The organism is Shewanella sp. Scap07 (genome assembly GCF_013394145.1).
Classification (GTDB): domain Bacteria; phylum Pseudomonadota; class Gammaproteobacteria; order Enterobacterales; family Shewanellaceae; genus Shewanella; species Shewanella waksmanii.
The window spans coordinates 97167-122908 of the sequence record NZ_CP041329.1 but is presented as its reverse complement, the minus strand read 5'-3'; the positions used below and the strand labels follow the sequence as shown (position 1 = coordinate 122908).

The following is a 25742-nucleotide window of genomic DNA, read 5'->3' as shown; positions in this document are numbered from 1 at the left end:
GTTAAATTGATTACAGATGGCAATGGCCTAGCAATCATCTGTTAACGGTAGATAGAAAGGACCATCGGTGGTATTGGGTAACACAGCATATAGCAGTAGGCAGTTGCCGCTAAAAGGACGATCTTTGGGGATAATCAGAGTGATAAAGCCAAAAAAATCTATCACCCCCCAGTCTGCCGTAAACGGATCGGTTACCGCGCTAATCGACTCAAGTGACATATCCAGTGCATTGGCTAAGTTGCTACTCTCTGCAGAAACATAACCCATAGTGGTATTGATCGTGGTGTCATTGCTGATAATGGAGCCGTTATTGAGCTGGTGCTGATTTTTGATCACCGCTTTGGAATATACTAACGAGTTAGCCGAGCGTAGCGCCCCTTCAAGGGCTTCCATATTGGCCTTCACGGCGTCACTTTTTAAGTTAATAAACTTAGGCGCGGCGACCACAGCTAGAATGCCTAGCACAATGATAACCACCACCAGCTCGATCAATGTAAAGCCGGTATGGTTGCGCGGACTGATCATAAACTTGCTCCACTACTTAGCAATAACAGTAACTTGTGTAGATTACCTACTCTATCCTGATACTAGGCTAGACAAGTGTCAAGTCCGCTTATTTAAGTACTCAATCAAGCTGGACTCTGACGGTTTAGTAAACTGCTATAATCTCCACCAACTTGACGTTACCAGCAATATCGACTCTCACCTGTTCATCAAGATATTTGCCCAATAGTGCCGCACCTAGTGGTGAGGCAGGAGTAATGAGCATCACTTCATCAATGGCTAAGTCGGCTTCAATCTGCCGACAATCAAAAGCCACTTTGATACCGCCAGCACAAGGGGAAATAAACAATGCCTGCAACTGCTGCTGAGTATCTTCGATAATGACTAACGCCCCCACAGCGATGGCATCGGCCTGTTGAAAATACCTGACAGGCAAGGCATTAATTGCGTCAATGTTCTGCGCCAACTGAGCCACGCGTTGGGTTTGCCCATGAGCCAAATAGGAAGCTTCAAGGCCAAAGGTTTCATACTTGCTGCGCGCGACACTCTCACTGTGGGTCGCTGTCGCATGAGCTTGATTAGCCGCAACTTTAGCTGTGCTGTGCAGCTGGGTTAGCGCATGAATAATCTGCCGGATAAGCAGCGGCTTGACTTGTTTCACTCACTTAACCCAGTGTGGAGTTTTGAGCGTTGGCCTAAATTGGCGACCCCATAAACAACTAACATAGCCAAAGAAGAACTGATGGCCGAAATTGATTGGGCCGCAGTAAACAAGGTAGAAAAATCAAATGAAGGCGGGATCACCCAGAGTGAGATATAGGCCAAAGGCAGCTGCATCAGTACCGCACTAAACCAGTTATTCGGGTAGCGTTTAAATAGCTTGCTATACAACAGCAGTACTAGCGCGGCCAATAACAGTGCAGCCGTTAAGTCGTGCAATATCAAAATGATATTTTCTAAACTATTTGCATGAAAATCACTGATATTGCTCAGGTAAGCCAGCATATATTCGGCGGTGACACCAAAAATAATCAGGCTCAACTGAGCCAACAACAATCCGCACACCAAAGCGGGAATATAACGCAATAATTGACGCAACAGCAGCCACCCTTTAATCCTTGCTCAATTAGCGCATACTATTACGGATACCCCCGTTATCGCAAACCTAGCTGGGCGATGCCACAATATGGCTAGTCATCACCGCGCTGTAATTGACTAAATTGTTCAATGCTGTCGGTGTAGTGCTTTATCCAAAAAGGATGTTGGGTGTTATCGAGTGCTAGCTGCTGATGCTTAATTGCCATATCGTACTGTTTTAACTCGCCATAGGCTGCAGCAATCGCATCATGGGCGGTCGCCGACTGTGGAGATTGCTTAACTGCAAATAAATAAGTCTGCAGCCCCTGTTGCGGATCTTGCTCTGTTTGCAACTGCGCCAGCTTGATTAACGAACTAACAGGTGAGACCTCAAAGCCATATTTTTGGGTAGAGAGCTGTTGGTAATAATCAACAATTGCTTGCGCGCCTTGCATGGCGACCCCAGAGGTTGGCGCTAACGGAGTATGATAATCATCAAACAGTAACTCAATACCATAGGCCGTTGCTAATACGGGTTGGGTCATGTAATAAGTGCCATCAAAGCGTTTAATGCGATAATCAAGCCTATCGGTTGCGTGGGTTTTGAGTATCGCTTCCATCTGAGCAAATGACGCTAGCTGACCTTGTTCATACCCACTATCACTGGTGCTCATTAGCAGAAACCGAGATTTACCTTTCATTGCCGCCAGCTTTTTCGGTGCATCTTGCAGCACATAAGCAAAGTCTTGGCTCAGCACTGGGCTAGCAATAAAGTAGGCATTAAACAGTTCCGGGCGATTAATCAGCATATATAGGCCCAAGCCCGCATTGCCGGTAAAGCCGCTGAAAATGTTAAAACCGTTGCTGCGATACTTACTACTAATGGCAGGCAACAATTGCTGCTGCATAAAATCGAGTAACTGGGTGTCACCCTCTACTTCAATGGCCGCCTTTTTCATATTGCCAAGGGTTTCATTACCATCAGGTGCGGTAACAATAATAGTTTCTAGCCAAGGCCAGCCACTATTGTGGCTCATCCAATCGTGCATACCCGCCAAATAGGCATGACTACGGGGGTGAAAATCAAACAGCACCACATACTGCTTGCTGGGCTGTTGCTGATAACTGCTCGGGAGTGTCACGTTAAAGCTGATGCTCGATTGACTTTGTTTCAGCTTAACTGTCAGGGTATCTTGCTGTGCCCCGTCAGCTATCGCCATTGCATCGGTCGTTACCAGCAGTAGAAGAAGCGCATAACACATTGATAGTAAGTTATTTTTAAGCAAAATAAATATCCATTTAGTTTTGTTACTCCATAACCTAGCAGTATTTATTGGTGCTTAATAGATCAGTTTTCGTCTTCACTGCTGCACTCGCCGGTCAAATTCGGTAAATTTAATACAATTTGAGCAGCAAATAAGCTAGCCAAAGTGTTCATTTCGGCATAGGATCGTGGCTAAGCAGAGAGTGCATTGACCTAATTTGATAGTGGAGAACACCAATACCATGGGTATCAGAGCCATCGTTGTAGATACAGCAGGTACAACAACCGATCTTAATTTTATTAAAGAGACTTTGTTTCCCTACTCGGCTAACGCTCTCAGTGAGTTTTTAGCAGCTAATCAGTCTAACGTGCTAGTTGATAACTGCATTTGCGATGTCAGAGATATCGCCCTTGAGCCGGACGCGAGTTTGGAGCGAGTGGTTGAAATTCTTCAGCAATGGATCGCAGAAGACCGTAAAGCCACACCACTGAAGACCTTACAAGGGCTGATCTGGAAGCAAGGCTACGCTAAAGGCGAGTTTACCGGCCATATTTACCCTGACTTTATCGATGCTATCGACGCAATCAAAAGCCAAAATGTGCGTTTATATAGCTTTTCTTCTGGCTCAGCAGAAGCGCAGCAATTGCTATTTAGTCACAGTGATGCCGGTGATCTGACTCCTAAATTTGATGGCCACTTTGATACTCGTACCGGTAATAAGCTGTTTAAACAAGCTTATTGCAACATCATCAACACTATCAGCTTAGCGCCTAAGCAGGTGCTATTCATTTCAGATGTTGTTGAAGAACTCAAAGCCGCACAAGAAGCCGGTATGCGTACCCTGCAAATGGTGCGCGATGACGAGCAGCGCACTGCAGAGCATCCACAAATCACCAGTTTTGCCGAGCTAAGCCTTAGCTAGCAAGTAGTCAATAACAAACAAGGGCCATCATGGCCCTTGTTTGTATTAAAGCCCGCACTTAAGTCTCAGCTAATTAGTCGTAAATTGACCTGCTTTCATGGCTGGGAATGCTGGAGACACGCAAGGTTTAACCTCAAACCGGAAACCATCGGCGGCATCACGGTCAGTAAATATCTCTAATATTTCATAGTCATTGAGCTCGACCACTTTCGACTCTTCCGCTTTCTCACAACGTGACTTACTGTCGGCCTCTAAATTATACGCAAATTGCGCGACCATTTTACGCACGAACTTTTGATACTTTTCACGAGTATTGGCCTGTTGCTCTATCAGTTCAAGCTCTTGCTCGTCAGTCGTCGTTGGCTCACTGACTTGAACAACACCGTTAGTCAGCTCTTCTATCAATGAAGGGTCGCTAGATTCTGCATCCACATCTTGTCGTGAATTTCCGGCCTGTCGTTGCGCTTTAACGTCTTCTTGCGCTTCTGCAAGTAATTGGGCTGCTTGCTGTAACGCTGCATCCCCTGGAGCGAGTTGCTCAGTCAGATCAATGCCGATGTTGATATCGCTTACTTGACCATTGATGGTGTTCTCGACATTACTACCAATGTCATCTTCATTGATCTCAGGAACGATATATAACACCAAATAAAATAACAACGTCGAGGCCAGTACTAGCCTGACCAACAAAGTGGTTTTACGAAAATGCTCATTTTGGGTCAATCGTGGCAAGGTGATACCTAATGGCTTGAGCATCAAGATCAATATCAAGTAAAACGGCACCACTAATTGAATAGCCAATATGGCAAGGGCGGTAATTAACACAAACCAAGCAGGGATATATAACAATAACGCCATGTTATGGGTATAACTAAGGTGGCTAGCCGGCACACCGGCGACATCATTAACAATACCGGCGGCCCAACCTAGGGCAAAGTTGGCCACAATGGCGTAAAACAATAACAGTACCGCCTTACCAGCTAAACTGTGCCATATGCGTTCGAAAACCGGCCAGAATTCGATACTTAAACCCAACACGGTTAGAATTGCCACCCATGTAAAAGTGTCAGTGCCCACCACGAATACAAACGCCAAAAAATACAGCTTTTGTGCCACAGTCAATTTATCTAAAAAGGCACCTATCGCATTTTTAAACCAATACCAGGTAGAGCTAAACGGGTTAGGTAATGCTTTTATCGTGCTGCCAAAACGACGGTAAAGATCAGACATATTTGAAAATTCCATTTCTTATTTTTGTAGCCCTTAGCCATCATAAAGCTTTTAACGATAAAGTTCATTAGCCTGAAAACTTCATAACCTACAGCCAATCTACCTTATAAAAACAAACAAATAGTGCGTAAAACAGCAAATGCAGTATGATAGATAACACGCTAAACGGTTTGCACTAACATAGGGAGAAGTGACTGTGAATTTCAGCCTTGAGCAGCTTGCGGCATTTGTCAGCGTATATGAAGAAAAGTCTTTTAGTAAAGCAGCCATTAAGATTAATAAGCATCGCACTACGGTCGGCCAAGTCATCGCAAACTTGGAAGATCAGGTGGCAGTCACCCTTTTTGAACGTAATCCTCGCACTGTAGAGCCCACTCAAGACGGCCACTTACTTTATCACTACGCTAAGCAAGCCATTGAGCAAGCCAGAACCTTTGACAAGGTGGCTTTGAGTTTATCGTTTGGCGAACTCGATTCCATCACCATCGCCTATAGCAGCTTTATTCCTCACCTGGCGCTATCCCATATTCGCGAACAGTTAATTACCGACTTCCCGTCAATGCGCGTCAATATGTTAGTGCGAACTCAGCAAGAAATTCGCCAAGGGCTAGCAGATGAAACCATTCATTTTGGTATCGTCAATGTGCATAAAGCCAGCGCCATGAGTAATATTGATTACACCTTACTTGGCCAAATGCCATTTGTGCCCTATGCAAGTAAAGACAGTGAGTTAGCCAAGTTGCCCTCTTCACAAATATACACCGCCCTCAAATCTAGCCGCGAGTTCGTACTGAAATCACTCGTTGATGAAGGCATGTCTGATAGGGTGCTGCTGTCACCTAATTATGATGTTGTGGATCAGCTTGCCTTAGCAATCAAATTAACCCAAAAAGGGCTAGGTTGGACTTTGCTGCCTAAAAACCGCGATATCAATAGTTATATTGCGACTCACTTAGTTGAACTTAAGTGCCAACAAATTCGCGACGGTTTTACCATTCCGGTTGCGCTTTGGAGCCAGCAATCAAAGCCGATTATCGAGGTCAGAGAATCCATTAAACAGGGAATTGATAACTATCTGAGCCCTGAGTAGGCTCTGTCGCATAGTCGTTAGGCGATGAGTGATTAGCGATTTGCTGCAACACTTCGCTAATCACCGCAAGACCTGTTTCATAGCATCACTTTGCCGGCAACGGTATTAATTTGGCGAAGAACTGAATTAACGCCAATGATAGAAACAGTAAAAAAATCATCATGATTGGCCCTGTCACACCAAAGCTTGGAACGCTTTCAGTCGCACTGGCAGGAACATTAACGAGAATATTTCCTGCCAAGCTTTTCATTGCTGCCAATCCCAGCAAGTCACAGACTTTCCAAAACAACATACCATTGATTGCAAAGGTTGCTGCAAGCTGCCACCCTTGGGTAATTAGTGGTAAAAAAAAGATATACATCAACAGTATCCATGCAGCAAAAACCGCATAAAACACATAGACAAATTTCACCATTTTACCGGGAATAGACAACACATTGGCTGCTAATACACTTGCAAGAGTCGGAAACAACGCTCCGCCAGGCACCGGCAAATAGATCCACAATACAAAGCTACTTAGCATGACACACAGTGCCTGAGCGACCGAATACCAGCGCTGCTTAAACTGAGTTTGGCTTAACTCAGCGGCAAACTCTAGCTTGTTTGCATAACCCGCGCCTTTTTGAGCGGCCAATTCTGCATCAAACTCATTGAGCCGTATTTGAACTGGGCGCCAAGCTGCGGGCAGCTCACTATGCTGGCTTTCGGGTAATTGATGCAAAATTTGCTGTAATAGCCATAAAGCACTGGCGTAGTGTGACCTTTGACTAACCAACTCAAGACTTGCCGTTTCAGGTAAATCAAGCAACTCGGTCAATTGGGCTGAACTTGCCCTTAATCCATCTACTTCAGCCTGTACTTGCTGGTATTGGCGCTGTTCAATCAGTGTTTGTAACCTGGCTAATTGCTGACGAATATTGCTTAAACAAGTTGCTGCAACCTGCGCGGTGGTGACAGGCCAAAGGCTTCGGTAAACCAAAGAATAGAGCACCACGCCCAACACGGTATCTTGCAGTCTCAATACAGCAGTATTAAACACATTGGCACTGTCACCGGTTACTGCGGTCGAGATAATCAAGGCAACCGTTATGGCAATATTAAACATATAGCCCCAACGGCGGTGGCCACCCATATAAACACAAATGGCTAAAAACAATGCCATTGCTGCAATGAACATCCACCGCTGCTGCGCAAACAATGCAATGGCAACAAAAGCGTAGAGAGTACCTATTAGGGTACCAACAATTCGGTTACGACTTTTCTGCGCCACATACCCATAAGCACTTAGCCCAGAAAGTACCACGACGGTTAACATCGACCAGGAGGTTTTTGTCCACCCCAGTGACAAAGACACCACCATAGTCAAGGCCAAGGCAACGCCAAACTTAATCGCTTCTTTTGATGATAGGGATAACATCGCTAATCACCTTGATGCTCGAGTAGCTGGACCGACGCAGTGACTCCAACACGTAATTGCAGCGGCTCAGGAACTTGATCCAATATCACTTTAACCGGTAAGCGTTGCGCCAACCTAATCCATTGAAAGTTGGGGTTTACATTCGGTAACAGCGCGTTTCCGGTACTGCCATCTGCCTTAGCAATACCATAACCCACACTCTCAACCCGCCCTTGCAACACAGTGTCGCGATCTCCCATTAACATCACTTTTGCTTGTTGGCCTTGGCGAACACCACGAAGCTCGGTTTCTTTAAAGAACCCTTCCACCCAAAAGCTATCTTCATCAATCAGGGCCACCACAGGGCTATTGGCTACCACATTCGACCCTAAGTGGTAGTTAAGATTGGTAATAAAGCCACTAACAGGTGCGTACACTTTGGTGTGGTCCATCTGAATTTGTGCTTGAGTGACCTGTGCTTTTGCCGCAGCAAGATTTGCAGCAGCGGTTTCCACCGCACTGTCATAGTTATTCAAACTCAGTGTTGATATGGAACCCGCTGAACGCTTCGCTAAACCATGGGCACGACGTTGCTCATTGCTAGCTTTATTTAACATCGCCTCTGCCTGCATTTGATTGGCTTTGGCCGTTTTTAGCTCGGCAAGATACTGGCTTTGATCAATGATGAACAGTAATTGCCCTTGCTCAACCCTTTGTTCGTTATTAACCAGCACCTTAACAATTTGCCCCGTCACCTGTGGCGTGACTTGCACAATATGAGCCCTTACTTGGCCATCGCGTGTCCATGGGTTGGCGCTATTGTATTGATAGTACTGATGCCCCAAAACCAGTGCAGTCGCGCTTAGCAGCAAGGTTATCGTTATCTTATTAAACATCTCTTTTTCCTCATACAAACGGAATGAACATGCCAATCAATGCACATACCACAACAAACACACTCAGCTCCGCCACCGCAGGCGCCACAAGCAGTGAATAGACTCCTAGCTTGGCTAAACACAGGGACAACAGACCCGTCACGACATACGCGAGCACGGCCACTAACATCAAAGGCGGAACATAGATTTCACCTATCGCTATTTCATGGGGCATAACAACCTCTCCAGTTAATGAATATGCCACTATGCTAGCGCCATCGCGCCATCCTCCATAAGCTGCCAAGGAGGACTGAACCCTACACAACCAAATGTAGACACCAAATTCACCGAACAAAACCTGAGTCCAAACTACGCCACTTTAAGTTCATAGCCCCAGTGGAGCGTAATTCCCGCAAGAAAAACCCAAAGAACATTATCGCCAAAAGTATTTCTGATGATGATTCAATCATCTTCTGAGGAGTTAGAGATGCCATTGCTCACCATTAATATGGCCACATCGAAAGCTCGAGGGTTAACCAAGCCTCCAACTTTCTCATCCAACTGATTAAAGGTGAAACACAATGCAAAACTACACGAAGATCGATCAAGAAGTTGCCAAGCTAGAAGATGTTATTTGGAAGATGGCTTCTCAAGTCTGGGAATATGCAGAGCTCAGTTATGAGGAGTTCAAAAGCTCTGCACTAGAAAGTGCGGTATTGGCCAAACATGGTTTCGATATCACCGAGCGCGCTGTTGCCGGTTTAGACACCTCTTGGGTTGCGACATGGGGAACCGGCAAGCCTGTGGTCGGTTACTTAGTTGAATTTGATGCCCTACCAGGACTAGGCAACGACACGGTACCCACCCAAACACCCGCACCAAGTGGCAATACCAATGGCCATGGCTGTGGGCATAACTTAATTGGTTCATCATCCATTGGTGCAGCTATTGCACTAAAAAACCTGATGGAAAAAGAAGGTATTGAAGGAACAATCAAGGTTTACGGCTGCCCTGCAGAAGAAGCCCTCAATGGTAAAAATTACATGGCAGCCTCTGGTATTTTTGATGACCTCGACGTCTGTCTACATAACCACCCAGCAATGGTGAATACCGCAATCAACTTTCATTCTGCGGCAGCAGTTGATCTTTGGATTGAATGGCATGGTGTTACCGCTCACGCAGGAGCAGCGCCTTGGGAAGGCCGCAGTGCTCTGCATGCTGCCGAGATATTCTTAATGTCAGCCAACATGATGCGCGAACAAATGGAGCCAACGGGGCGATTACATTACCAAATTCTTAATGGTGGTGACGCAGTAAACGTTATCCCTGACTACGCCAAAGTGTTAGTACGTTATCGCGGTAAAAGCGCTGAAAACGTGCGCCAATATAAGAAATGGCTGGAGGAGATGGCAGAAGGCGCGGCGCTATCAACCCAAACTAAAGCTTCGGTAACTAACTTAGGCGGCATTTATGACTGCCTACCAAACGACGTGTTGGCCAATACCATTACCGAACATATGAATCGCTACTTCCCGATTGCCTGGACAGAAGAGGAACAAGAGTTTGCCAAAGCAATTCAAAAAGAGATGGGTAAACCGTTAGATGGACTAGCAACCGATGTACTTCCTGTTCAAACAGGCGTTGAGGTTGGGGGATCTTCCGATGTGGGTGACGTGAGTTGGAACGTCCCTACCATGGGAGCACTATTTGCTTCGTGGCCCAAACATATTCCGCCTCATCAGTGGGGATGTACTGCCTGTAATGGTATGAGCATTGGCCGTAAAGCTGGCCTGCAAGCAGCCCATGTTTTAGCCGCGCAAGGACTAGAGCTTATGACAGATCCGCAATTGATGGCACAAGTAAAAGCGGAATTTGAAAAACAAAAAGGCGGACAGGAGTACGTGTCATTAAATGACTATGAGGAAAATCCGCGCGGCAAACTGAATGATGCCCAACTGAGCAACTACGAATGCTGCTTACATACTGCCATGGAGCAATTTGGCGATATCGAACATGAGCACGCTGACAATATGCCTTGTCATCACCACTAATCAACCCGGCAAGTGAAGGCCATCGCTTTCACTTGCCGCAATAGCCTTCAAACGACCCAGGTGCATCTATGGGTTAAGGCTTTCACTATCGAGCAACCTATTATGTCACTATTAAATTTAGACTTTCTCAGTCATAGCTTTACAGTACTAGGCACTGCGGCGTTTGCTGTATCTGCCGTACTTGCCGCCGAACACAAAAATGTTGATATATTTACAGTGATTATCTTGGGCATTATCACCGCTGTTGGTGGCGGAACGATGCGTGACGGTATGTTAGATGTACCAATGTTTTGGTCACAAGATACCTCATTTTTATGGGTTTCGATCATCAGTAGTATTTTAGGCTTTATCTTTTTTGGGCTATTAAATAAGCGTTGGATACACAGCTTATATTTACACATCGACACCATTGCCATTGCCATGTTTGCGATTCAAGCCACAAACAAAGCCTGGAATTTAGGTTTTGGGCTGCCTATTGTGCCTATGTTTATGGGCCTGATTACTGCCATTGGTGGTGGCATGATACGAGACGTGTTGTTGCAACGCCCTACATTACTATTTTCACGTGAACTTTATGCCATTCCCGTGGCATTAGGCTGCGGCTTACATTGCATCGTTCTGGCTCTCGCACCGCAGTGGGCTGCCGTTAGTGCACTATGTGCCATTGCCTTTATCATTACCCTAAGAACCGTAAGTATTCAATTCAACATTGGTGTGCCTGCATGGGCATTACTCGGCCACCAATTCACCTTGGTAAAGCCACTAGCAGGTAAAACGCGTTAGTTTGTCTTCAATGCCGCGATCTCCAAACACTGCCAAAATGTCACTTTGGTGAGGATTCAGTCCTCCTTAGCAGAGTCGTATGGGGCTTAAAGCGCTGGTAAATTTATCTCATCAACTATCAGTACCTGCTTAGATATCGGCAGATTGTTGCCGATGACATTTCGCTTTACACCTAGGAGTGCACAATGAAAAAACTCACACTATCAGCATTAATCTCTGCCACTTTAGCTTTTACTGCCCCAGTGGCTCATGCTCAACCTTTGCAAGAAGCTGTTTTACAAGACAATGACAGGTTGATCGAAATTTTTGAGCATATTCATGCCAATCCAGAAGTGGGATTCATGGAGCATGCAACGGCCGCAATCGTCGCCAAAGAGCTAAGTGCACTTGGCTTTGAAGTCCATGAAGGGATTGCCGAAACCGGTGTGGCTGGCGTATTAAAAAATGGTGACGGCCCGGTGGTAATGTTTCGTGCCGATATGGACGCCCTGCCAATCAAAGAGGAAACCAACCTTGCCTACAAGGCCACAGGACTGACTCTCGACCGCCATGGCAATGAAACACCTGCCATGCATGCCTGCGGTCACGACGCCCATACAACTTGGCTAATTGGCATGGCAAAACAACTCGCCGCTAGTCAATCTCAATGGCAAGGCACTATGGTATTAGTGGCACAACCTGCAGAAGAGTTAATCATGGGCGCCACAGCAATGGTTGAAGATGGTCTATACAACAAAGTTCCTGTCCCTGACGTGCTCATTGCTGGTCACGTGCACCCACTGCTACCAGAAGGCACCGTTTCAGTAAACCATGGGCGCCGAATGGCTGGTACCGATCAGATTGACGTCACCATTCAAGGCATAGGCGGTCATGGTTCAACACCCCACGCCACCAAAGATCCGGTCATCATGGCAGCGATGTCTATTATGGGTTATCAAACCATTGTGTCACGGGTAGTAGACCAAGCAGAGCCAGCAGTATTGAGCGTGGGCGCGGTACAAGCAGGCGATAGCAATAATATCATCCCCGACTCTGCCACCCTAAAACTCAACTTGCGTTGGTATCAACAGCAAGAGCGTGACGCGATGATTCACGGCATTAAAAGCGTGACTGATAATGTCGCTCAAATGTATGGCATGGCAGCAGATCAAATGCCGACCTATGTAATGAAAGGCTACTCTACGCCGTTAATTAACCCGGAGGCCGAAGCAGCCATAGCCAAACAGGCGATGATAGAGGCTATTGGTGAAGACAATGTCATTAAAGGATTACCAAGCGTGATGGGCTCTGAAGACTTTCATATGCTAACCACAGATTATCCGGATGTTCCTGTGGTATTTGTCGAAGTCGGTGCTGCCACTCAGCAAACTTGGAATAACTTTACCGCAACGGGCGCATTTCCTAAATTCACCAATCACAACCCAAACTTTGTGGTAGAACAAGGTGCAATTGCCACCGGTACAACCGCACTGACCTCGGTCGTATTAGAGTTCCTTAAGCGCTAGAGAAGCATCATAACTTACACGCCGCCTTGTCTATGATAAGGCGGCGTTTTTATTTGTACCAGCCCCTAATACACAGCCTCCTTTAGATAAAAAGCACTGAAAAATGAGGATACAGTCCTCCGCTGTAGAGTGGGTGAATAATGCCTCCGCCATTAAGCTATGACTAACTTTTGAGACTGAGTTAAACCGGGCAATAAGTCACTAAATTTTCTTAACTTTAATATTCAAATTGGAGCACGCCACTATGTGTACACGTTTTATTTACCAAACTAACACCAATCAATTCATTACTGCGCGAAGCATGGACTGGAATGACCCTAAAGCTAAAAGCCGTGTCATGGTATACCCACGAGGCCTAAAGCAAACAGGTGGAAGCATGGACAATGCGCTAACTTGGACGTCTAAATATGGCTCAATCTTTACTTCTTTCTATGATGTTGCCTCTTCAGACGGTATCAATGAGTGCGGTTTGGTTGCCAATACCCTATATCTGGCTGAAGCTGACTACGGTGATGCTGCTTTAACTAATAAACCACGTCTATCTATCGGTGCTTGGAATCAGTACTTTTTAGACAACTTTGCGACCGTAGCTGAAGCTGTTAGTGCAATGCAAAACCCTGAGTTCATTATCACAGCGCCAACCTTACCCAATGGCCGCGCCGCATCAGTACACCTTGCCATCTCTGACCCAACTGGTGACTCTGCAATACTTGAGTACATTGATGGTGAGCTTGTTATCCATCATGGCGGCGAATTTCAAGTGATGACCAACTCACCAACTTATGATCAGCAGATTGCTATTAATGATTATTGGGAGCTTATTGGTGGTAATCGTATGCTACCAGGCACAATCAACGCCGCTGATCGATTTGTTCGAACAAACTACCTACTAAAAAGCACACCTAAATTTGAAGATGGTAATATGGCCACATCGGCTTGCACCTCCATCATCCGAGCAGTTAGCGTACCTCTAGGTATGGCTGACCCCGATCATCCAAATATTTCTGCTACGCTTTGGCGCACAATTAGTGACCACACAGCAAAACGGTATATGTTTGATTCACCTTTTAAATCTGCAGTATTTTGGCTAGACATTGACAAAGTCAACCTCGAAGCGGATGCCCCTATTATGGCGCTGAACCTTGATAGTCAACTATCTGGGGAATCCTCTGCTGAGCTAACACCTCACAAGGCAATCAACTGGTTATAGCTTTACCTATCATTAGTGAGGTGGCTTGCGCCGCAATGGCATACTCCACCTTCACAACACTCGTTCACTGATGACTTAATATTACATGTAAACTTTTTACTTGTTGCTACACAAAACGCCTGTTACGCTGGAATAAAATTCAAACAGGCGTTTACATCTATGCAAGACTTCAAACAACAATACCCCATCCATACTGCCATTAACGTTGCATGGGGGGAGATGGACGCACTACAACACGTTAATAATGTGGTGTATTTTCGTTATTTTGAAACCGCCAGAATCGATTTTTTCAATCAAATAGGCTTACTGGCTGATTTAAAAGTCACCCAAGTCGGACCGGTAATTAGCGAGAATCAGGCGCGCTATAAGCGCCCGGTGACCTTTCCCGATACACTGCTAGTGGGTGTATCAATTAGTGATATCAAAGCAGATCGATTTTTAATGCACTACCATATTTATAGTCAAAGCCAACAAGCGGTCACCACTATTGGCAGCTCTCAGGTGGTTATGTTTAACTTTAAAACAGGGCAAAAAGCGGTGTTAGATGGCCAGCTGCTTGAGGCACTACATAAATATTCCCAAGACGATTAATAGCGAGGAGTCGTTATGCATTCATTGACCATAGTCCATCAAGAACCACAACAGCAATTTGTCGCTGGTATCCCTGAAAACCAGGCTCGTCTGCAATATGAAGTGAACGGCCAAAACATCAATTTTCATCACACCTTTGTCCCCGACAGCATGCGCGGCCAAGGCGTTGCCCAGCAACTCGTAGAACGAGGGCTTGAATGGGCAAACAGCCAAAACTACGTCATTAGTGCAAGTTGCAGTTATGTGCAGAAATTTTTATGATGCTGGACCAGTCAGTGCCTGTAGCTGAGCTTTGACTTCAGCACCAATTGCTTGGCTGCGATTTTGCTGGTAATCATAGTGAACTAAAGTGGTTTGCGCCTCTGCGGTTTTCACTTGATTTTGCCAGCTCTGCTGGGTCACCTCAAAGCTACTATTGCCGACACGGCTAATCCAGGTTTTAACTTCTACCGGTGCGCCGTAGTGGGTTGGCGAGGTGAAAGCAATGGTAAATCCGGCCACAATCAAGTTCCATTGGCTCAAATCTAGCTGCGGGTTAAAGATTTCAAATACTGGCTCTCTTGCCGCCTCAAACCACACTGGAATCACAGTATTATTGATATGGCCTAAGCCGTCGGTTTCGTTAAATCGTGGTTGGATGGTTAACTGGAATAAAGATTCTGACACTTGATTGTCCTTATTGTCGGTCGGAAACGTTTTCGATAGCAAATCATACCACTGCCCAGCAGATTACTATCGACTAAATATTAAAAAATGGTGGCCATAAAAAAGGGATGCAATGCATCCCTCTTTCACTGTTCTGCCCTAGCGATACATGGCACTAATTTCGCTGGCATACTTATGATAAATCATTTTGCGGCGCAGCTTCATGGTGGGCGTGATCAACCCCGCTTCCATAGAAAATGCTTCGGGTAGTAAAGTGAATTTTTTAATTTTTTCAAAACCCGCAAGCTCACTTTGCAGCGTTTTAAGTCGTTGTTCGAAATGCTCAATCACATGACTGTGGCGCAACAACTCTAACGGAGACTCATATTTCAGGCCTTTTTCTTCTGCCCAAGCTTCTAGCGACTCATAGGCCGGGACAATTAAAGCGGTCACATAGTTCTTGGCATCGGCCACGATGGCTACCTGCTCAATGAACGGGCAACACCCTACAGTGCCTTCAACCCGTTGCGGCGCGATATACTTACCATTAGAAGTTTTCATCAGCTCTTTAATGCGATCGGTAATGAACAAGTTGCCCTGCTCATCTAAACGGCCTGCATCACCGGTTTTCAACCAACCATTTTCAAACGTCGCTGCCGTTTCTTCCGGGCGATTGAAGTAACCACGCATGACGGTATCACCGCGGACTAAAATCTCATCATCTTTACCAATTTTCACTTCAACTTCAGGCAAGGTTTTACCATTCGAGCCCGGCACTCTGTTTTCTAATGTGTTGCAGGTGACAGTTGCGCAGGTTTCTGTCATGCCAAAACCACATAAAACCGGCACATCAATGCTTTGGAAAAATGCACTCACAGAGGGATCAAGTGCTGCACCGCCACAAGGCATAAACTTCAAACGGCCGCCCAAAACTTGTTTCAACTTACTAAAAACCAGTTTATCGGCTAGCTTCCACTGCAAATTAAGCCAGGCTGAACCTTGCTGACGTCCTTGCTGTACTTCCGATTGGCGATGACCCACATTCAAGGCCCAAGCAAATAGCTTCTGCCTTGCCGCCGGCGCTTTAGACACTTTTTCCTGTACAGCGCTATACACCTTCTCTAAGAAGCGTGGCACGACACAAAGCGTATGTGGACGTACTTTTACGATGGCTTCTTTGGCTTCCATCGGGTTTTGCAAGTACACATTATGGCCACCACGACACAAGACATAAAAGCTCCAACCACGCTCAAAAACATGACTTAGTGGCAAAAATGCAAGCGACACATCACCGGGAGTGAATGGTAAAAAGTTATCGTGCTGGCGCACAACCGATGCAATATTACGATAATCGAGCATCACCCCTTTAGGATCGCCCGTGGTACCAGAGGTATAAATAAGGGTTAACAGATCATCTAAATTGGCTGCATCCAGTCGAGTTTGTAATTCAAAATGCAAGTCTGCAGCAAACTCTCGGGCAATTAACTCATCAAAATGGCAGTGGTTTTCGTTGTCCTGTAACGTTACTTGGCGGTCAAAGACCACAATCTGGGCTAAACTCGGGCAGTCTTTAGTTAACTCACATGCCATATCATAATGTTGCTGTTCACCAACAAAAATCACCTTAGCTTCAGCATCATTAACAATATACTTAGCCTGCTCAGGAGTACTGGTTGGGTAGATGGGTACAACAACAGTGCGAGCCTTAAGCGCACCAATATCAGCACAGGTCCACTGCGGCATATTGTTAGCTAACAACGCCACACGGTCTTGGCTTTTTACACCAAAATGCAATAGCGCCAACGCCACTTTAGTGCTGATACTATCAAACTGGGTCCAGCTCACTTGATACCAAGGAGCTTGCATTTCGAATCCTTCGAGCGCAATGGCATCACCAAGAGATTGGCTTTGCTGTTTAATAAGATGGATTAGGTGGTATTGCTCGAGTGACATGGGTTTAGGCCTTATTTAGCGTACAGGTGTACCTGTTTTTTTAGTATTTTAACTTTAACATACACTAAAAATAAGAGCTTTTGCTCAAATTTTGTTAGCTACCGCACAGATTTTCAACTTTTGTGCTGTTACAACAAATCGCCTGACCAAAGTTTTTTCTTTCCAATCCATAGTGTTAAGCATGCTGGTAACACTAAAGCTACATCAATAAAAATCCAGGGAGAAAAGTGCTGCTCAGCCGACATCTGTGACATGGAATAGGGTAAATAACCGGAAATCCACCAGAGGCAATCGGCAATCATGCTGCAGAATTAAGCTTTACATCTTACCGGCTACATCACTATTTAAGACATTACAATTGATTGCGCTTCTTATCCGCATCCGCCTCTACTGCGAGTTCTGCTGCAAGCTCTGCCAATGCTTCCTTTTGGTCAGCAACAGCATCAAATTGATACTGCACAAAAGCTTGATAGTACTTATTATTTAACGCATAGAAAGTAAGTAGACCAAATACAATACCAATAAGATAAATTGGCAGCAGTTTCGATTGAGCATCCATAAATAGCACTGATGGTAAAAACACGCTAAAAAGAACAATCATATAGTAATTGAATGCGGTAGCCGCAAAAAAAGATCCTCGGGTCACCGCGAAATTAAAACCGCAAAAGACCAATATTGTCCCAAAAAAATAGCCAAGTTGAGGCTCAATGGAAAGTTTCGTATATGTCGCAAGAATTACGTAGTTAAGTGTAGTAATCGAAAAAATCATCAACATTGTTGAAGATAGAAAGGCAACAATGGCTTTTAAGGGGGGCAGGAGGCCAACAATATCATCATCGCTTCTTGGAATATTGCTCGGTTTCATTAGTCATTGACCTCTTCGTACACGCCGATAGCCAAGGCTTTCACAGTACCGGTTAGTGCACTACCAGAAAAACTCAAAGATGCACCAACCGCATCTTTGAGTTGTAAACGAAATGCATGGGTTATCTGGGTGCCAGTATACTTTTTAATCAGCCCCTTTCTGCTCAACGATTTAATCATCCGGCCAGAAGCACCAGGCAAATTTAATCTGGCTATTTCATTATTTAGTCGCCTTTTCTCTGGTCGAGATAAGCCTTTTAAAATCTGCAAAGTGCTCTTAGATGTGCCCACTTGCATCATTTTAATCGTCTTTATCATAGAGGCCGATGCGGCACCCGCTCCAGCTAAAGAGATAAGATCAAGTGCCCTTGTCGCTGTCGATACCACTCATTTGAATCTAGCAAATCATTAAACTGAGGCTTTGAATACTCATTGAATGTACGTATCCCACCATTTGCACACTGCAAAGCACTTGCTGAAGCGGCACCTACCGCTAGATAAGTCACCACACTACTAGTTCCACCCGTTAACGGAATCGCTGCACCACTGCCTAATATGACAGTCCAGCCAATAAAAGCTGCACCACAACTCAATATGGTGCCAGCAACTTCCGATACGAGTTTTGACTCTCGGATATTACCTTGACTCCCCCGCAAGTGGGACGCAAAGGCTGCTTGATTCATCGCTTTAGGCGGTTCCCGAAGCACTATTTTGACAGGGTCAATACGGCATACTGGCTCAAAGGGGCGTAATTCAACAATATTGAACTGACCATCAATATAAACAACACCCGCACCTGTGAGACCGGAGATAGCATCGATATTATCAAAGAGCGTTTTTGTGTCTAATTGTGATTGTATTCGCTGACTCAGTTGCTCATCAAAAAACGCTCGCGTACTTGAGTTGAATGTTGGCCGTCCATTTGCCATTGCTATTGTCATGGTTCCTTCCATGTTGTGAACACAAGGATGTTATTGTACTCAACAAAAATGAATTAACCATTGCCGCAAAGTATTACAAACAACCGAAGAACATCGCTTAGCACTATTTTTCAGCGCACTGCCAATGGGTTATTCACCAACAGAAACCACAACGAATTCAGCTTATAACAAATCGCCTGACCAAAGTTTTTTCTTTCCAATCCATAGTGTTAAGCATGCTGGTAACACTAAAGCTACATCAATAAAAATCCAGGGAGAAAAGTGCTGCTCAGCCGACATCTGTGACATGGAATAAGATAAATAGGCCGAATAAACCACCACCACCGCCATGGCGAGCGAAATATGTAGCACCCGATGTGATAAACAACCTAAGCCCAGCAGCAAAGCGCTGCCAACAAAAGTCGTGATCACCAAGTGAAGCCACATTAATAAGGTAATATCACTATTAAACGCCGCCACGATTGCGGCTGTCACGGCCATTAGCGCTACAATAATGCCAATCAGTCGATTTTGACCACGAATAAACAGCTCGATCATTCCCTGTTTTCCATCAAAACCTGGTAATAAATAGAGTGTTTCTACCCCGCGCCAACGCTGAATACGACACCAATGCACCATGGCGCACAACACACATATAAACTGCGAAAACAAAAATAACACAGGCATCTGACTGCCCATTGCCGCCGCGATAGCCGCGCCAACAATCGTCATGACCGGCAATACCAGTAAGGCCATCACCAATAGCGGACCGACAAAGTAACTCAAGGGATGCAAAAACGATTCAAGTCGATTGAGCAACTTGCCACTGCCTAGATTCGGCAGCCAAAACCAGCCCATTTCTAAGCCATTTTGATACACACTTCTGGCGTCCGCATGCCACGTAGCTGCCGACAGCTGCCGGTATAACAGTATACTTGCTGTCATGAGTACCACTGCGAGCAAACCGTTATATTGCTGTAAGTGACTGGCTAAATTCGGTAGAAAAGGCAAGCTGATAAACAACACAAAAGACATATGAAAAGTGGCCGGTCTTTTACGGGTTACACTAATAAAACCTAACCCCAGTAGCGTGGCCAACAAGAATTCTGTCAGATAGTGCTCAATCTGCCAAAACTGGGCTATTGCCATCGCCAAACAGCTAGATATCAACATGATGAAACCCGACTGCACGAGTAAATTTTTACGGTAGTCGGGAACCAAGTTAGCCCACTCGGTAGCATCGAGTCGCATTAGCTGCCATGCCACGGCAGTGGCACTTGAGACCTGCATCATGGATAGCATGATGCTGAAATCATTAATTTTGTCGGGTGCTAGCAAAGGTGCTACCACAATCATGACTAACGCCATTAGTGCCACACCTAAAAAGCTGGCACTACCCACATCAAAAAACCAGAATCGCATCATGCCTTTTAATGGCGCCAAGCTATTCATCGGTGTAACTCCATGAACAGCTGCTCTAAGCTGACCGATTCGCTACTTTGTACCGCGGCATCATCATTAAAGCTCGGCAGATAATTGTCCACCAACACGCTGTCTCCGCAGCGGTTCAGTACATTAAAAGAGTCCGGCAACGCGTGCCCGGAGGCCAACTTGAGTAATTTAACTTGCTCACGAATGCTATCCATCTCCTTAAATAGCACTAACTTTCCGGCTTTGATCAACGCCAAGTGACTAGCGACTCGCTCTAAATCTGATGTGATATGCGATGAAAATAACACGGCTGAACCGGAATCTAGCGCCAAATCAAATAGATCAGCCATAAAGCGGCGTCTGGCAATGGGATCAAGGCTGGCAACAGGTTCATCAAGGATCAATAATTTGGGGCGATAAGCCATCGCCATGATCAGTGCTAGCGATTGTCGTTGGCCCACAGATAGACGTTGGACCTGCTTGGTCCCATCCAGCTCAAAACGCTGCAGCCAATCTTGCTCTAATTCGATATCCCACTGTGGATAAAAAGAGCTATGCAAACTCAGCGCTTTTTCAACGGTAAAGCCTTCATAGCCAAACGGTTGCTGTGGCACATAACCCAGTTGTGACTTAGTGGCAGAGGCAATATTGGCCACCGACTCACCCATCACTTCAACGCAGCCTTGGTCAATCTGTAAAATACCCAATGCACAACGCATCAAGGTGGACTTGCCCGCGCCATTTTGCCCCAGCAATCCCACAACCATCCCCGGGTGAAGTTCAATAGAGAGATTATCAATAGCCGTGGTATCACCGAACTGTTTGACTACACTCTTAAAGGCTAAAATTGGTTCCACATTCATCTCCATTGCCTGACCTACCAATAGTAATTTGGGTTACTTCCAGTGTTTTGTTAACGCATCTTGTAGCTGTTCAATTGATACACCCAGCTGTTTAGCTTGGGCGATTAATGCTTGCAGTTGAGGTGTAAGTAACTCGGTGCTATCGCTGTCGACGTCTGCTTGCCGCTCTGCCACGCGTGTCGGCTGCCCACGGCGGCGCTCCAGCCAGCCTTGTTCTACCAGCATTTGAATCGCGCGGGAAACTGTCATCGGGTTGACGGCAAGGTGCTCGGCAATCTGCCTAACAGAAGGCAATACCTGCGCCGTTTGCCATTGGCCGCCCACAATCAAACGAATAATCTGTTCGTTTAATTGGCGATAAATGGGTTCGCCACTACTGGGGTTGACATTTAGTTGTTCTAACATTAGCCTTTAATTACTGTATTAATACATTGATACACCGATACACTATTTAAATTACCACAGATACAAGAAATTTCAACAAAGGAATAAGTATCATGTTTGATGGAACACTCGACCCAACACGGCAGACAACGAGCCTACAACCTAAATATCGACTGGCACTAAAAACCATTTTGCCAGCTGTACTTGCCCTAAGTAGCTATAGCTTCCCCATTGCAGCTATGGCCAATACAGAAGTACCGCAACCAGAAGTCCAGCACGCTTGTTACGTAACAGGCTTGTCAGAACAGGTTCGCTGCGGCTCGATATTGGTACCAGAGAATCATCAACAACCTGAAGGCAAGCAGATCGCCATTCATTACACTGTGTTGCCAGCGATTAAATCAAACTTTGGTGCAGAGGCATTTTTGGCGATAGCAGGCGGTCCTGGCCAATCTGCCATTGATAACGCCGCTTACTTTGACAAAGTTTTTAGTAAGGTACGCCAATACCGCGACATTTTACTGATCGATCAGCGTGGAACTGGTCGTTCTAACCCTCTTAATTGTGAAGGAGAAGGCTTTGAAGCCGGTTTGGCACTCAATGATGAAAGCATTGATATTGCCGCAACCACCCAGCACTGTTTAGATGAGCAAACCGCAGACATCACTCAATACGGCAGTGAAAGTGCACTTAAAGATTTTGAGGCTGTCCGTCAGCATTTAGGTTATAGCAAGCTTCATCTTTATGGTATTTCTTACGGTAGCCGTATGGCGCAATTGTATATGCGCCACTATCCACAGGTGCTAGAAACCGTGACCCTGGACGGTGTGGTCCCGATGCAACAAAGTGTGGTCGCCATTGGTGACGCCATTGAGCGAGCAACACAAATACTGCTTGATGAATGCCAAACAACGCCACTTTGTCAGCAGTCCTTCCCGACACTAGCCGCAGACTTTGCCAAAGTAGACAGTCGCTTGGCCGAAGCCGCTATTACCACCACGACGCGTCATCCGCTTACTGGTGAAGCAAGTGAACTGCTTCTCACCCGTTCAAAATTCATGGGCGCAATAAGAATGGCCATGTATGGCGCTAACATTCGCGCACTTCTGCCCTATGCCATTAACCAAGCTGCACAAGACAACTTCCAGCCCATTTTAGGCTTGTATGCACTCAACATGGATGGCATCGGCTTAGCTATGGGTATGCACTCTTCTGTCGTCTGTGGCGAAGATTGGCCAAGGCTTGATGATGCGATGCGTCAGCAATTACAAAGCAACTACTTTGGCGAGCAGATGTTAATCGGCTTTGATGAGTCTTGCCCAATTTGGAATATGCCGGCAGTCAGTAAAGATTTTAGCGATGCCATCGCGAGTGACATCCCGACCTTACTACTGTCAGGAGAAAATGACCCGGCCACGCCACCAAGCTGGGCAGAACTGGCCATGGAGAAGATGACCAACGCAACTCACCTAATAGCTCCCTACGCTACCCATGGTGTCGCACATCAGTCTTGCGCCAACAACCTAATAGCAGACTTAGTTAACAGTAAAGATGTAGCGCAACTCGATAGCGAGTGCTTAAGCCGCGATGTCAGCCGTAACTTTTACCTTAATGCCAGCACTGTCGAGACAACCACCGCCGCCAACGATGCCCAAGGAGCGAGCAATGATTAAAGTAGCCAACCTATCTAAACGCATTGGGGATGTACAAGCACTCAATGACTTAAGTTTTAGTGCCCAAGATGGCCAAATTACCGGATTGCTCGGTCCTAATGGCGCGGGAAAAACGACCTGCCTACGTACGGTTTTTGGATTACTAAAACCCGACGCTGGCCATGCCGAAATAGACGGTATTGATGTGGCGAAATCCCCCACAGAAGCCAAGCAGCAACTGGGTTTATTTCCCGATCCATTTGGCCTATATGAGCGCCTCACGCCAAGGGAATATATTCGCTACTTTGCTGAACTCAACGGTTTAAGTGGCAAGCAAGCCAAACAGGCGGCGGCAAAAGTCTTAGATAAGCTGCACATGAACGATATTGCTGACCGTAAATGCAAAGGGTTTTCACAGGGTCAAAGAATGAAAACCGCCTTGGCTCAAGCCATTGTGCATGAACCCACTAATATCATACTCGACGAGCCGACTCGCGGCTTAGATGTGATGAGCACCCGCGTACTACGTGATATTTTGCGCGACTTAAAGCAGCAAGGTCATTGTGTGCTGTTCTCCAGCCATGTGATGCAAGAAGTAGCAGCACTGTGTGATCAGGTCATTGTTATGGCAGACGGCAAAGTCGTTGCAGTCGGTAGCCCTGACGAACTCTGTCAGCAAACAGGCAAAGCATCGCTAGAAGATGCCTTTATTCAATTAATCGGCACAGACGAGGGAATCGCGGCATGATAGCGCAAATACGTACCATGTTAAAAAAGGAATTAACCGACGCAGCACGTGATAAGCGCTCAGTCATGGCCGGGCTTTATTATGCGATAGGTGCGCCATTAATGATGTGCGGCATGTTTATGTTGCTGATAAGCCAAGTTACCAGTCCAGATGCCCTCAATATCAACATTGAGCACTCAGAGCGGGCCCCAGACTTAGTCAAGTTTTTAGCCAGTAATGATATTACGTCCATTGATGACAGCAGCCGCAAAGATATCGTACTGAGCATTAGCGAAGACTATGCCAGCAATATGGCGAAAGGCTTGCCAGCGGAGCTCACCCTTAGCGCAGATAACTCTGACGAGAAGCTACAATCATCGATTCGCCGCTTAGAGAAAAGCTTGCAGTTATACAGCGCCGAAATGGGCAGCTTGCGCCTGATTGCTCGCGGCATTGACCCTAAAGTTGTACAGCCTATCAAGGTTAATGTGGAAGATCAGGCAACCGCTGATTCTAAAGGTGGCATGATTCTGGGCGTGGCGACCTTCATGATGATATATGCCGTATTCATTTCAGGCATGAACTTGGCCATCGACACTTCAGCGGGCGAACGTGAACGTAACTCGTTAGCACTGCTGCTGAGTCACCCGGTGACCACACGACAAATTGTGTGGGCTAAAATGGCCGCCGTCACTGTCTTCGCCATGTTAGGTCTACTGCTGACCTTAGTGATCTCCAAAATTGCCTATGGTTTTGTGCCGTGGCAGGAGCTGGGCTTTAGCGTCAACTTAACCCCTGAGTTTATCGCATTGATGCTGATTGTGAGCTTACCCATCGCGCTAATGGCGGCAGCACTACAACTGTTTGTATCGTTTATGGCCAAATCATTTAAAGAGGCACAATCCTATCTCACCATCGTGCTCGTTGTGCCTATGATGCTGTCGCTCGCAGCGAGCTACAACATCGCCCCTGATACGATGCAATGGCTGCCCGTTTCAGGGCAGATGCAGGCGCTAATTGCGTTCATCAAAGGCAAGGAAATTCCTATGTTGCAACTGTTATTGTCATCGGCATCTACGCTAGCCATCGCCTTTGCACTGACATTTGGAATGGAAAAATCCCTTAAAAGCGAAAAAATTGTTTTCGGCTTATAAATTACGCGGCCCCATAACACTAAGTGTATGGGGCCAACTATCACAACAAAGGACAATCAAAAATGGAATATTTATCAACTCTGTTCGCCAGTGAAAACTACGCATTTATCGCCATGGTCGGTGCCATAGCAATCACATTATGGTTCTTACCCGCAGTATTGGCGCTGTTTTTTAATCGCAAACACTTCAAACTCATTTTACTGGCTTGTATTCCTGCGGGATTATCATTTATCGCCTGGGGAGCTGTACTAATCTGGGCGGTGACAGGCAAAGTCGCAGAGAAATATGTCAAGCCAAAAAGTGCTTAAGTAACAATATCAAATCGACACAATAAGGAGTTCGACATGGATAAACAAACACTCGTAATGATCATCATGCTGGCATTTATTGTTAGTGCGACTTTTAGTGAAGTCTTCAAATATTACCTGAGGACAAAGCGGGTTTCTCACGGCGATATTAAAAACAGCGAAATCGATCTGCTGCAACAACAAAACCGTCAACTACAAGAGCGAGTTGCCGTGTTAGAGAAAATCGTCACTGAACCTAGTTACGATCTCAAGCAACGGATCAACGCACTATAGCAGCAGATAACAACTGCCGTGGATTGCAAAGGTAATCTCTTAAGAAGTGAGGTTGATCTTTGCGATCAA

29 protein-coding genes are annotated in these 25742 nt (G+C 45.8%); 13 read left to right on the top strand and 16 right to left on the bottom strand.

Annotated elements, in window-relative coordinates; translation table 11 throughout:
- Window positions 1–27: 27 nt before the first annotated feature.
- The 4 genes from FLM48_RS22830 to FLM48_RS00610 all read right to left on the bottom strand — a co-directional run bounded on the left by FLM48_RS22830 (window position 28) and on the right by FLM48_RS00610 (window position 2867).
- Window positions 28–525 carry a Tfp pilus assembly protein FimT/FimU gene (locus FLM48_RS22830; protein ID WP_179022834.1) on the bottom strand — a complete coding sequence of 166 codons (498 nt, stop codon included), beginning with the start codon at window positions 523–525 and terminating at the stop codon, window positions 28–30.
- 124 nt (window positions 526–649) lie between these two features.
- On the bottom strand, window positions 650–1165 hold the full coding sequence (locus FLM48_RS00620) for a GreA/GreB family elongation factor (RefSeq protein WP_179022832.1): 516 nt from the start codon (window positions 1163–1165) through the stop codon (window positions 650–652).
- Complete coding sequence (locus FLM48_RS00615) at window positions 1162–1602, bottom strand: hypothetical protein (RefSeq protein WP_051484606.1); 441 nt, start codon at window positions 1600–1602, stop codon at window positions 1162–1164. The genes FLM48_RS00620 and FLM48_RS00615 overlap by 4 nt, the downstream gene beginning before the upstream one ends.
- Before the next feature lie 92 nt (window positions 1603–1694).
- Complete coding sequence (locus FLM48_RS00610; RefSeq protein ID WP_256871009.1) at window positions 1695–2867, bottom strand: alpha/beta hydrolase-fold protein; 1173 nt, start codon at window positions 2865–2867, stop codon at window positions 1695–1697.
- A 220-nt stretch (window positions 2868–3087) separates the two neighbouring features.
- Here FLM48_RS00610 and mtnC point away from each other — a divergent pair, with 220 nt between their 5' ends.
- The gene (gene mtnC, locus FLM48_RS00605; RefSeq protein WP_179022830.1) at window positions 3088–3768 is read left to right on the top strand and encodes an acireductone synthase; all 681 of its coding nucleotides are present in this window, start codon (window positions 3088–3090) and stop codon (window positions 3766–3768) included.
- A gap of 69 nt (window positions 3769–3837) precedes the next feature.
- Here mtnC and FLM48_RS00600 read toward each other — a convergent pair whose 3' ends face one another.
- Window positions 3838–4998 (bottom strand): hypothetical protein, encoded by a 1161-nt coding sequence (locus tag FLM48_RS00600; protein WP_179022829.1) that lies wholly within the window; start codon window positions 4996–4998, stop codon window positions 3838–3840.
- Window positions 4999–5194: 196 nt separating this feature from the next.
- On the opposite strand from FLM48_RS00600, the gene FLM48_RS00595 reads away from it, so the two are divergent.
- Window positions 5195–6088 (top strand): LysR family transcriptional regulator, encoded by an 894-nt coding sequence (locus FLM48_RS00595; RefSeq protein ID WP_179022828.1) that lies wholly within the window; start codon window positions 5195–5197, stop codon window positions 6086–6088.
- An 85-nt stretch (window positions 6089–6173) separates the two neighbouring features.
- Here FLM48_RS00595 and FLM48_RS00590 read toward each other — a convergent pair whose 3' ends face one another.
- From FLM48_RS00590 to FLM48_RS00580, 3 genes are read right to left on the bottom strand one after another with little or no spacing between them, the layout of a single operon-like run.
- Window positions 6174–7505, bottom strand: a complete 1332-nt coding sequence (locus FLM48_RS00590) for an FUSC family protein (protein WP_179022827.1) — start codon at window positions 7503–7505, stop codon at window positions 6174–6176.
- A gap of 2 nt (window positions 7506–7507) precedes the next feature.
- Window positions 7508–8380 (bottom strand): HlyD family secretion protein, encoded by an 873-nt coding sequence (locus FLM48_RS00585; protein WP_179022825.1) that lies wholly within the window; start codon window positions 8378–8380, stop codon window positions 7508–7510.
- Between the two features lie 10 nt (window positions 8381–8390).
- On the bottom strand, window positions 8391–8624 hold the full coding sequence (locus tag FLM48_RS00580; RefSeq protein WP_218645321.1) for a DUF1656 domain-containing protein: 234 nt from the start codon (window positions 8622–8624) through the stop codon (window positions 8391–8393).
- A gap of 316 nt (window positions 8625–8940) precedes the next feature.
- On the opposite strand from FLM48_RS00580, the gene FLM48_RS00575 reads away from it, so the two are divergent.
- From FLM48_RS00575 to FLM48_RS00550, 6 genes are all read left to right on the top strand, one after another.
- Window positions 8941–10410 (top strand): amidohydrolase, encoded by a 1470-nt coding sequence (locus FLM48_RS00575; RefSeq protein WP_179022823.1) that lies wholly within the window; start codon window positions 8941–8943, stop codon window positions 10408–10410.
- Window positions 10411–10512: 102 nt separating this feature from the next.
- Window positions 10513–11193 (top strand): trimeric intracellular cation channel family protein, encoded by a 681-nt coding sequence (locus FLM48_RS00570; RefSeq protein WP_179022821.1) that lies wholly within the window; start codon window positions 10513–10515, stop codon window positions 11191–11193.
- A gap of 185 nt (window positions 11194–11378) precedes the next feature.
- Window positions 11379–12698 (top strand): amidohydrolase, encoded by a 1320-nt coding sequence (locus FLM48_RS00565; RefSeq protein WP_179022819.1) that lies wholly within the window; start codon window positions 11379–11381, stop codon window positions 12696–12698.
- 244 nt (window positions 12699–12942) lie between these two features.
- Window positions 12943–13908, top strand: coding sequence for a linear amide C-N hydrolase (locus tag FLM48_RS00560; RefSeq protein WP_179022817.1), 966 nt, complete (start codon window positions 12943–12945; stop codon window positions 13906–13908).
- A 159-nt stretch (window positions 13909–14067) separates the two neighbouring features.
- Window positions 14068–14499 carry a thioesterase family protein gene (locus tag FLM48_RS00555; protein ID WP_179022815.1) on the top strand — a complete coding sequence of 144 codons (432 nt, stop codon included), beginning with the start codon at window positions 14068–14070 and terminating at the stop codon, window positions 14497–14499.
- Between the two features lie 15 nt (window positions 14500–14514).
- Complete coding sequence (locus FLM48_RS00550) at window positions 14515–14760, top strand: GNAT family N-acetyltransferase (RefSeq protein ID WP_028773737.1); 246 nt, start codon at window positions 14515–14517, stop codon at window positions 14758–14760.
- On the opposite strand, the gene FLM48_RS00545 is transcribed toward FLM48_RS00550, so the two are convergent.
- The 8 genes from FLM48_RS00545 to FLM48_RS00510 all read right to left on the bottom strand — a co-directional run bounded on the left by FLM48_RS00545 (window position 14755) and on the right by FLM48_RS00510 (window position 21580).
- Complete coding sequence (locus tag FLM48_RS00545; protein ID WP_028773738.1) at window positions 14755–15165, bottom strand: thioesterase family protein; 411 nt, start codon at window positions 15163–15165, stop codon at window positions 14755–14757. The genes FLM48_RS00550 and FLM48_RS00545 overlap by 6 nt on opposite strands.
- Before the next feature lie 138 nt (window positions 15166–15303).
- Window positions 15304–17097 carry a long-chain fatty acid--CoA ligase gene (locus tag FLM48_RS00540; protein ID WP_028773739.1) on the bottom strand — a complete coding sequence of 598 codons (1794 nt, stop codon included), beginning with the start codon at window positions 17095–17097 and terminating at the stop codon, window positions 15304–15306.
- Window positions 17098–17449: 352 nt separating this feature from the next.
- Window positions 17450–17962, bottom strand: a complete 513-nt coding sequence (locus FLM48_RS00535; protein WP_028773740.1) for a hypothetical protein — start codon at window positions 17960–17962, stop codon at window positions 17450–17452.
- Complete coding sequence (locus FLM48_RS00530) at window positions 17962–18279, bottom strand: hypothetical protein (protein ID WP_179022813.1); 318 nt, start codon at window positions 18277–18279, stop codon at window positions 17962–17964. Before FLM48_RS00530 ends, FLM48_RS00535 begins: the two co-directional genes overlap by 1 nt.
- A 26-nt stretch (window positions 18280–18305) precedes the next feature.
- Entirely contained in the window at window positions 18306–18902 is a 597-nt protein-coding gene (locus FLM48_RS00525) for a hypothetical protein (RefSeq protein ID WP_179022811.1), read from the bottom strand.
- 162 nt (window positions 18903–19064) lie between these two features.
- Window positions 19065–20333 carry a hypothetical protein gene (locus FLM48_RS00520; protein WP_179022809.1) on the bottom strand — a complete coding sequence of 423 codons (1269 nt, stop codon included), beginning with the start codon at window positions 20331–20333 and terminating at the stop codon, window positions 19065–19067.
- Window positions 20330–21181 carry an ABC transporter ATP-binding protein gene (locus FLM48_RS00515; protein ID WP_179022807.1) on the bottom strand — a complete coding sequence of 284 codons (852 nt, stop codon included), beginning with the start codon at window positions 21179–21181 and terminating at the stop codon, window positions 20330–20332. The genes FLM48_RS00520 and FLM48_RS00515 overlap by 4 nt, the downstream gene beginning before the upstream one ends.
- A gap of 27 nt (window positions 21182–21208) precedes the next feature.
- Window positions 21209–21580 carry a GntR family transcriptional regulator gene (locus tag FLM48_RS00510; RefSeq protein ID WP_179022805.1) on the bottom strand — a complete coding sequence of 124 codons (372 nt, stop codon included), beginning with the start codon at window positions 21578–21580 and terminating at the stop codon, window positions 21209–21211.
- A 92-nt stretch (window positions 21581–21672) separates the two neighbouring features.
- On the opposite strand from FLM48_RS00510, the gene FLM48_RS00505 reads away from it, so the two are divergent.
- The 5 genes from FLM48_RS00505 (at window position 21673) to FLM48_RS00485 (ending at window position 25673) form a co-directional block, all read left to right on the top strand.
- A complete protein-coding gene (locus tag FLM48_RS00505) occupies window positions 21673–23232 on the top strand; it encodes an alpha/beta hydrolase (RefSeq protein ID WP_179022803.1) in 1560 nt (519 codons plus the stop codon).
- Complete coding sequence (locus tag FLM48_RS00500) at window positions 23225–23959, top strand: ATP-binding cassette domain-containing protein (protein WP_179022801.1); 735 nt, start codon at window positions 23225–23227, stop codon at window positions 23957–23959. The genes FLM48_RS00505 and FLM48_RS00500 overlap by 8 nt, the downstream gene beginning before the upstream one ends.
- Window positions 23956–25092: an ABC transporter permease gene (locus FLM48_RS00495; protein WP_157577573.1), complete on the top strand. Its 1137-nt coding sequence runs from the start codon at window positions 23956–23958 to the stop codon at window positions 25090–25092. Before FLM48_RS00500 ends, FLM48_RS00495 begins: the two co-directional genes overlap by 4 nt.
- A gap of 62 nt (window positions 25093–25154) precedes the next feature.
- Window positions 25155–25400: a superinfection immunity protein gene (locus FLM48_RS00490; RefSeq protein ID WP_179022799.1), complete on the top strand. Its 246-nt coding sequence runs from the start codon at window positions 25155–25157 to the stop codon at window positions 25398–25400.
- A 36-nt stretch (window positions 25401–25436) separates the two neighbouring features.
- Window positions 25437–25673, top strand: coding sequence for a hypothetical protein (locus FLM48_RS00485; RefSeq protein ID WP_028773747.1), 237 nt, complete (start codon window positions 25437–25439; stop codon window positions 25671–25673).
- Window positions 25674–25742 lie beyond the last annotated feature (69 nt).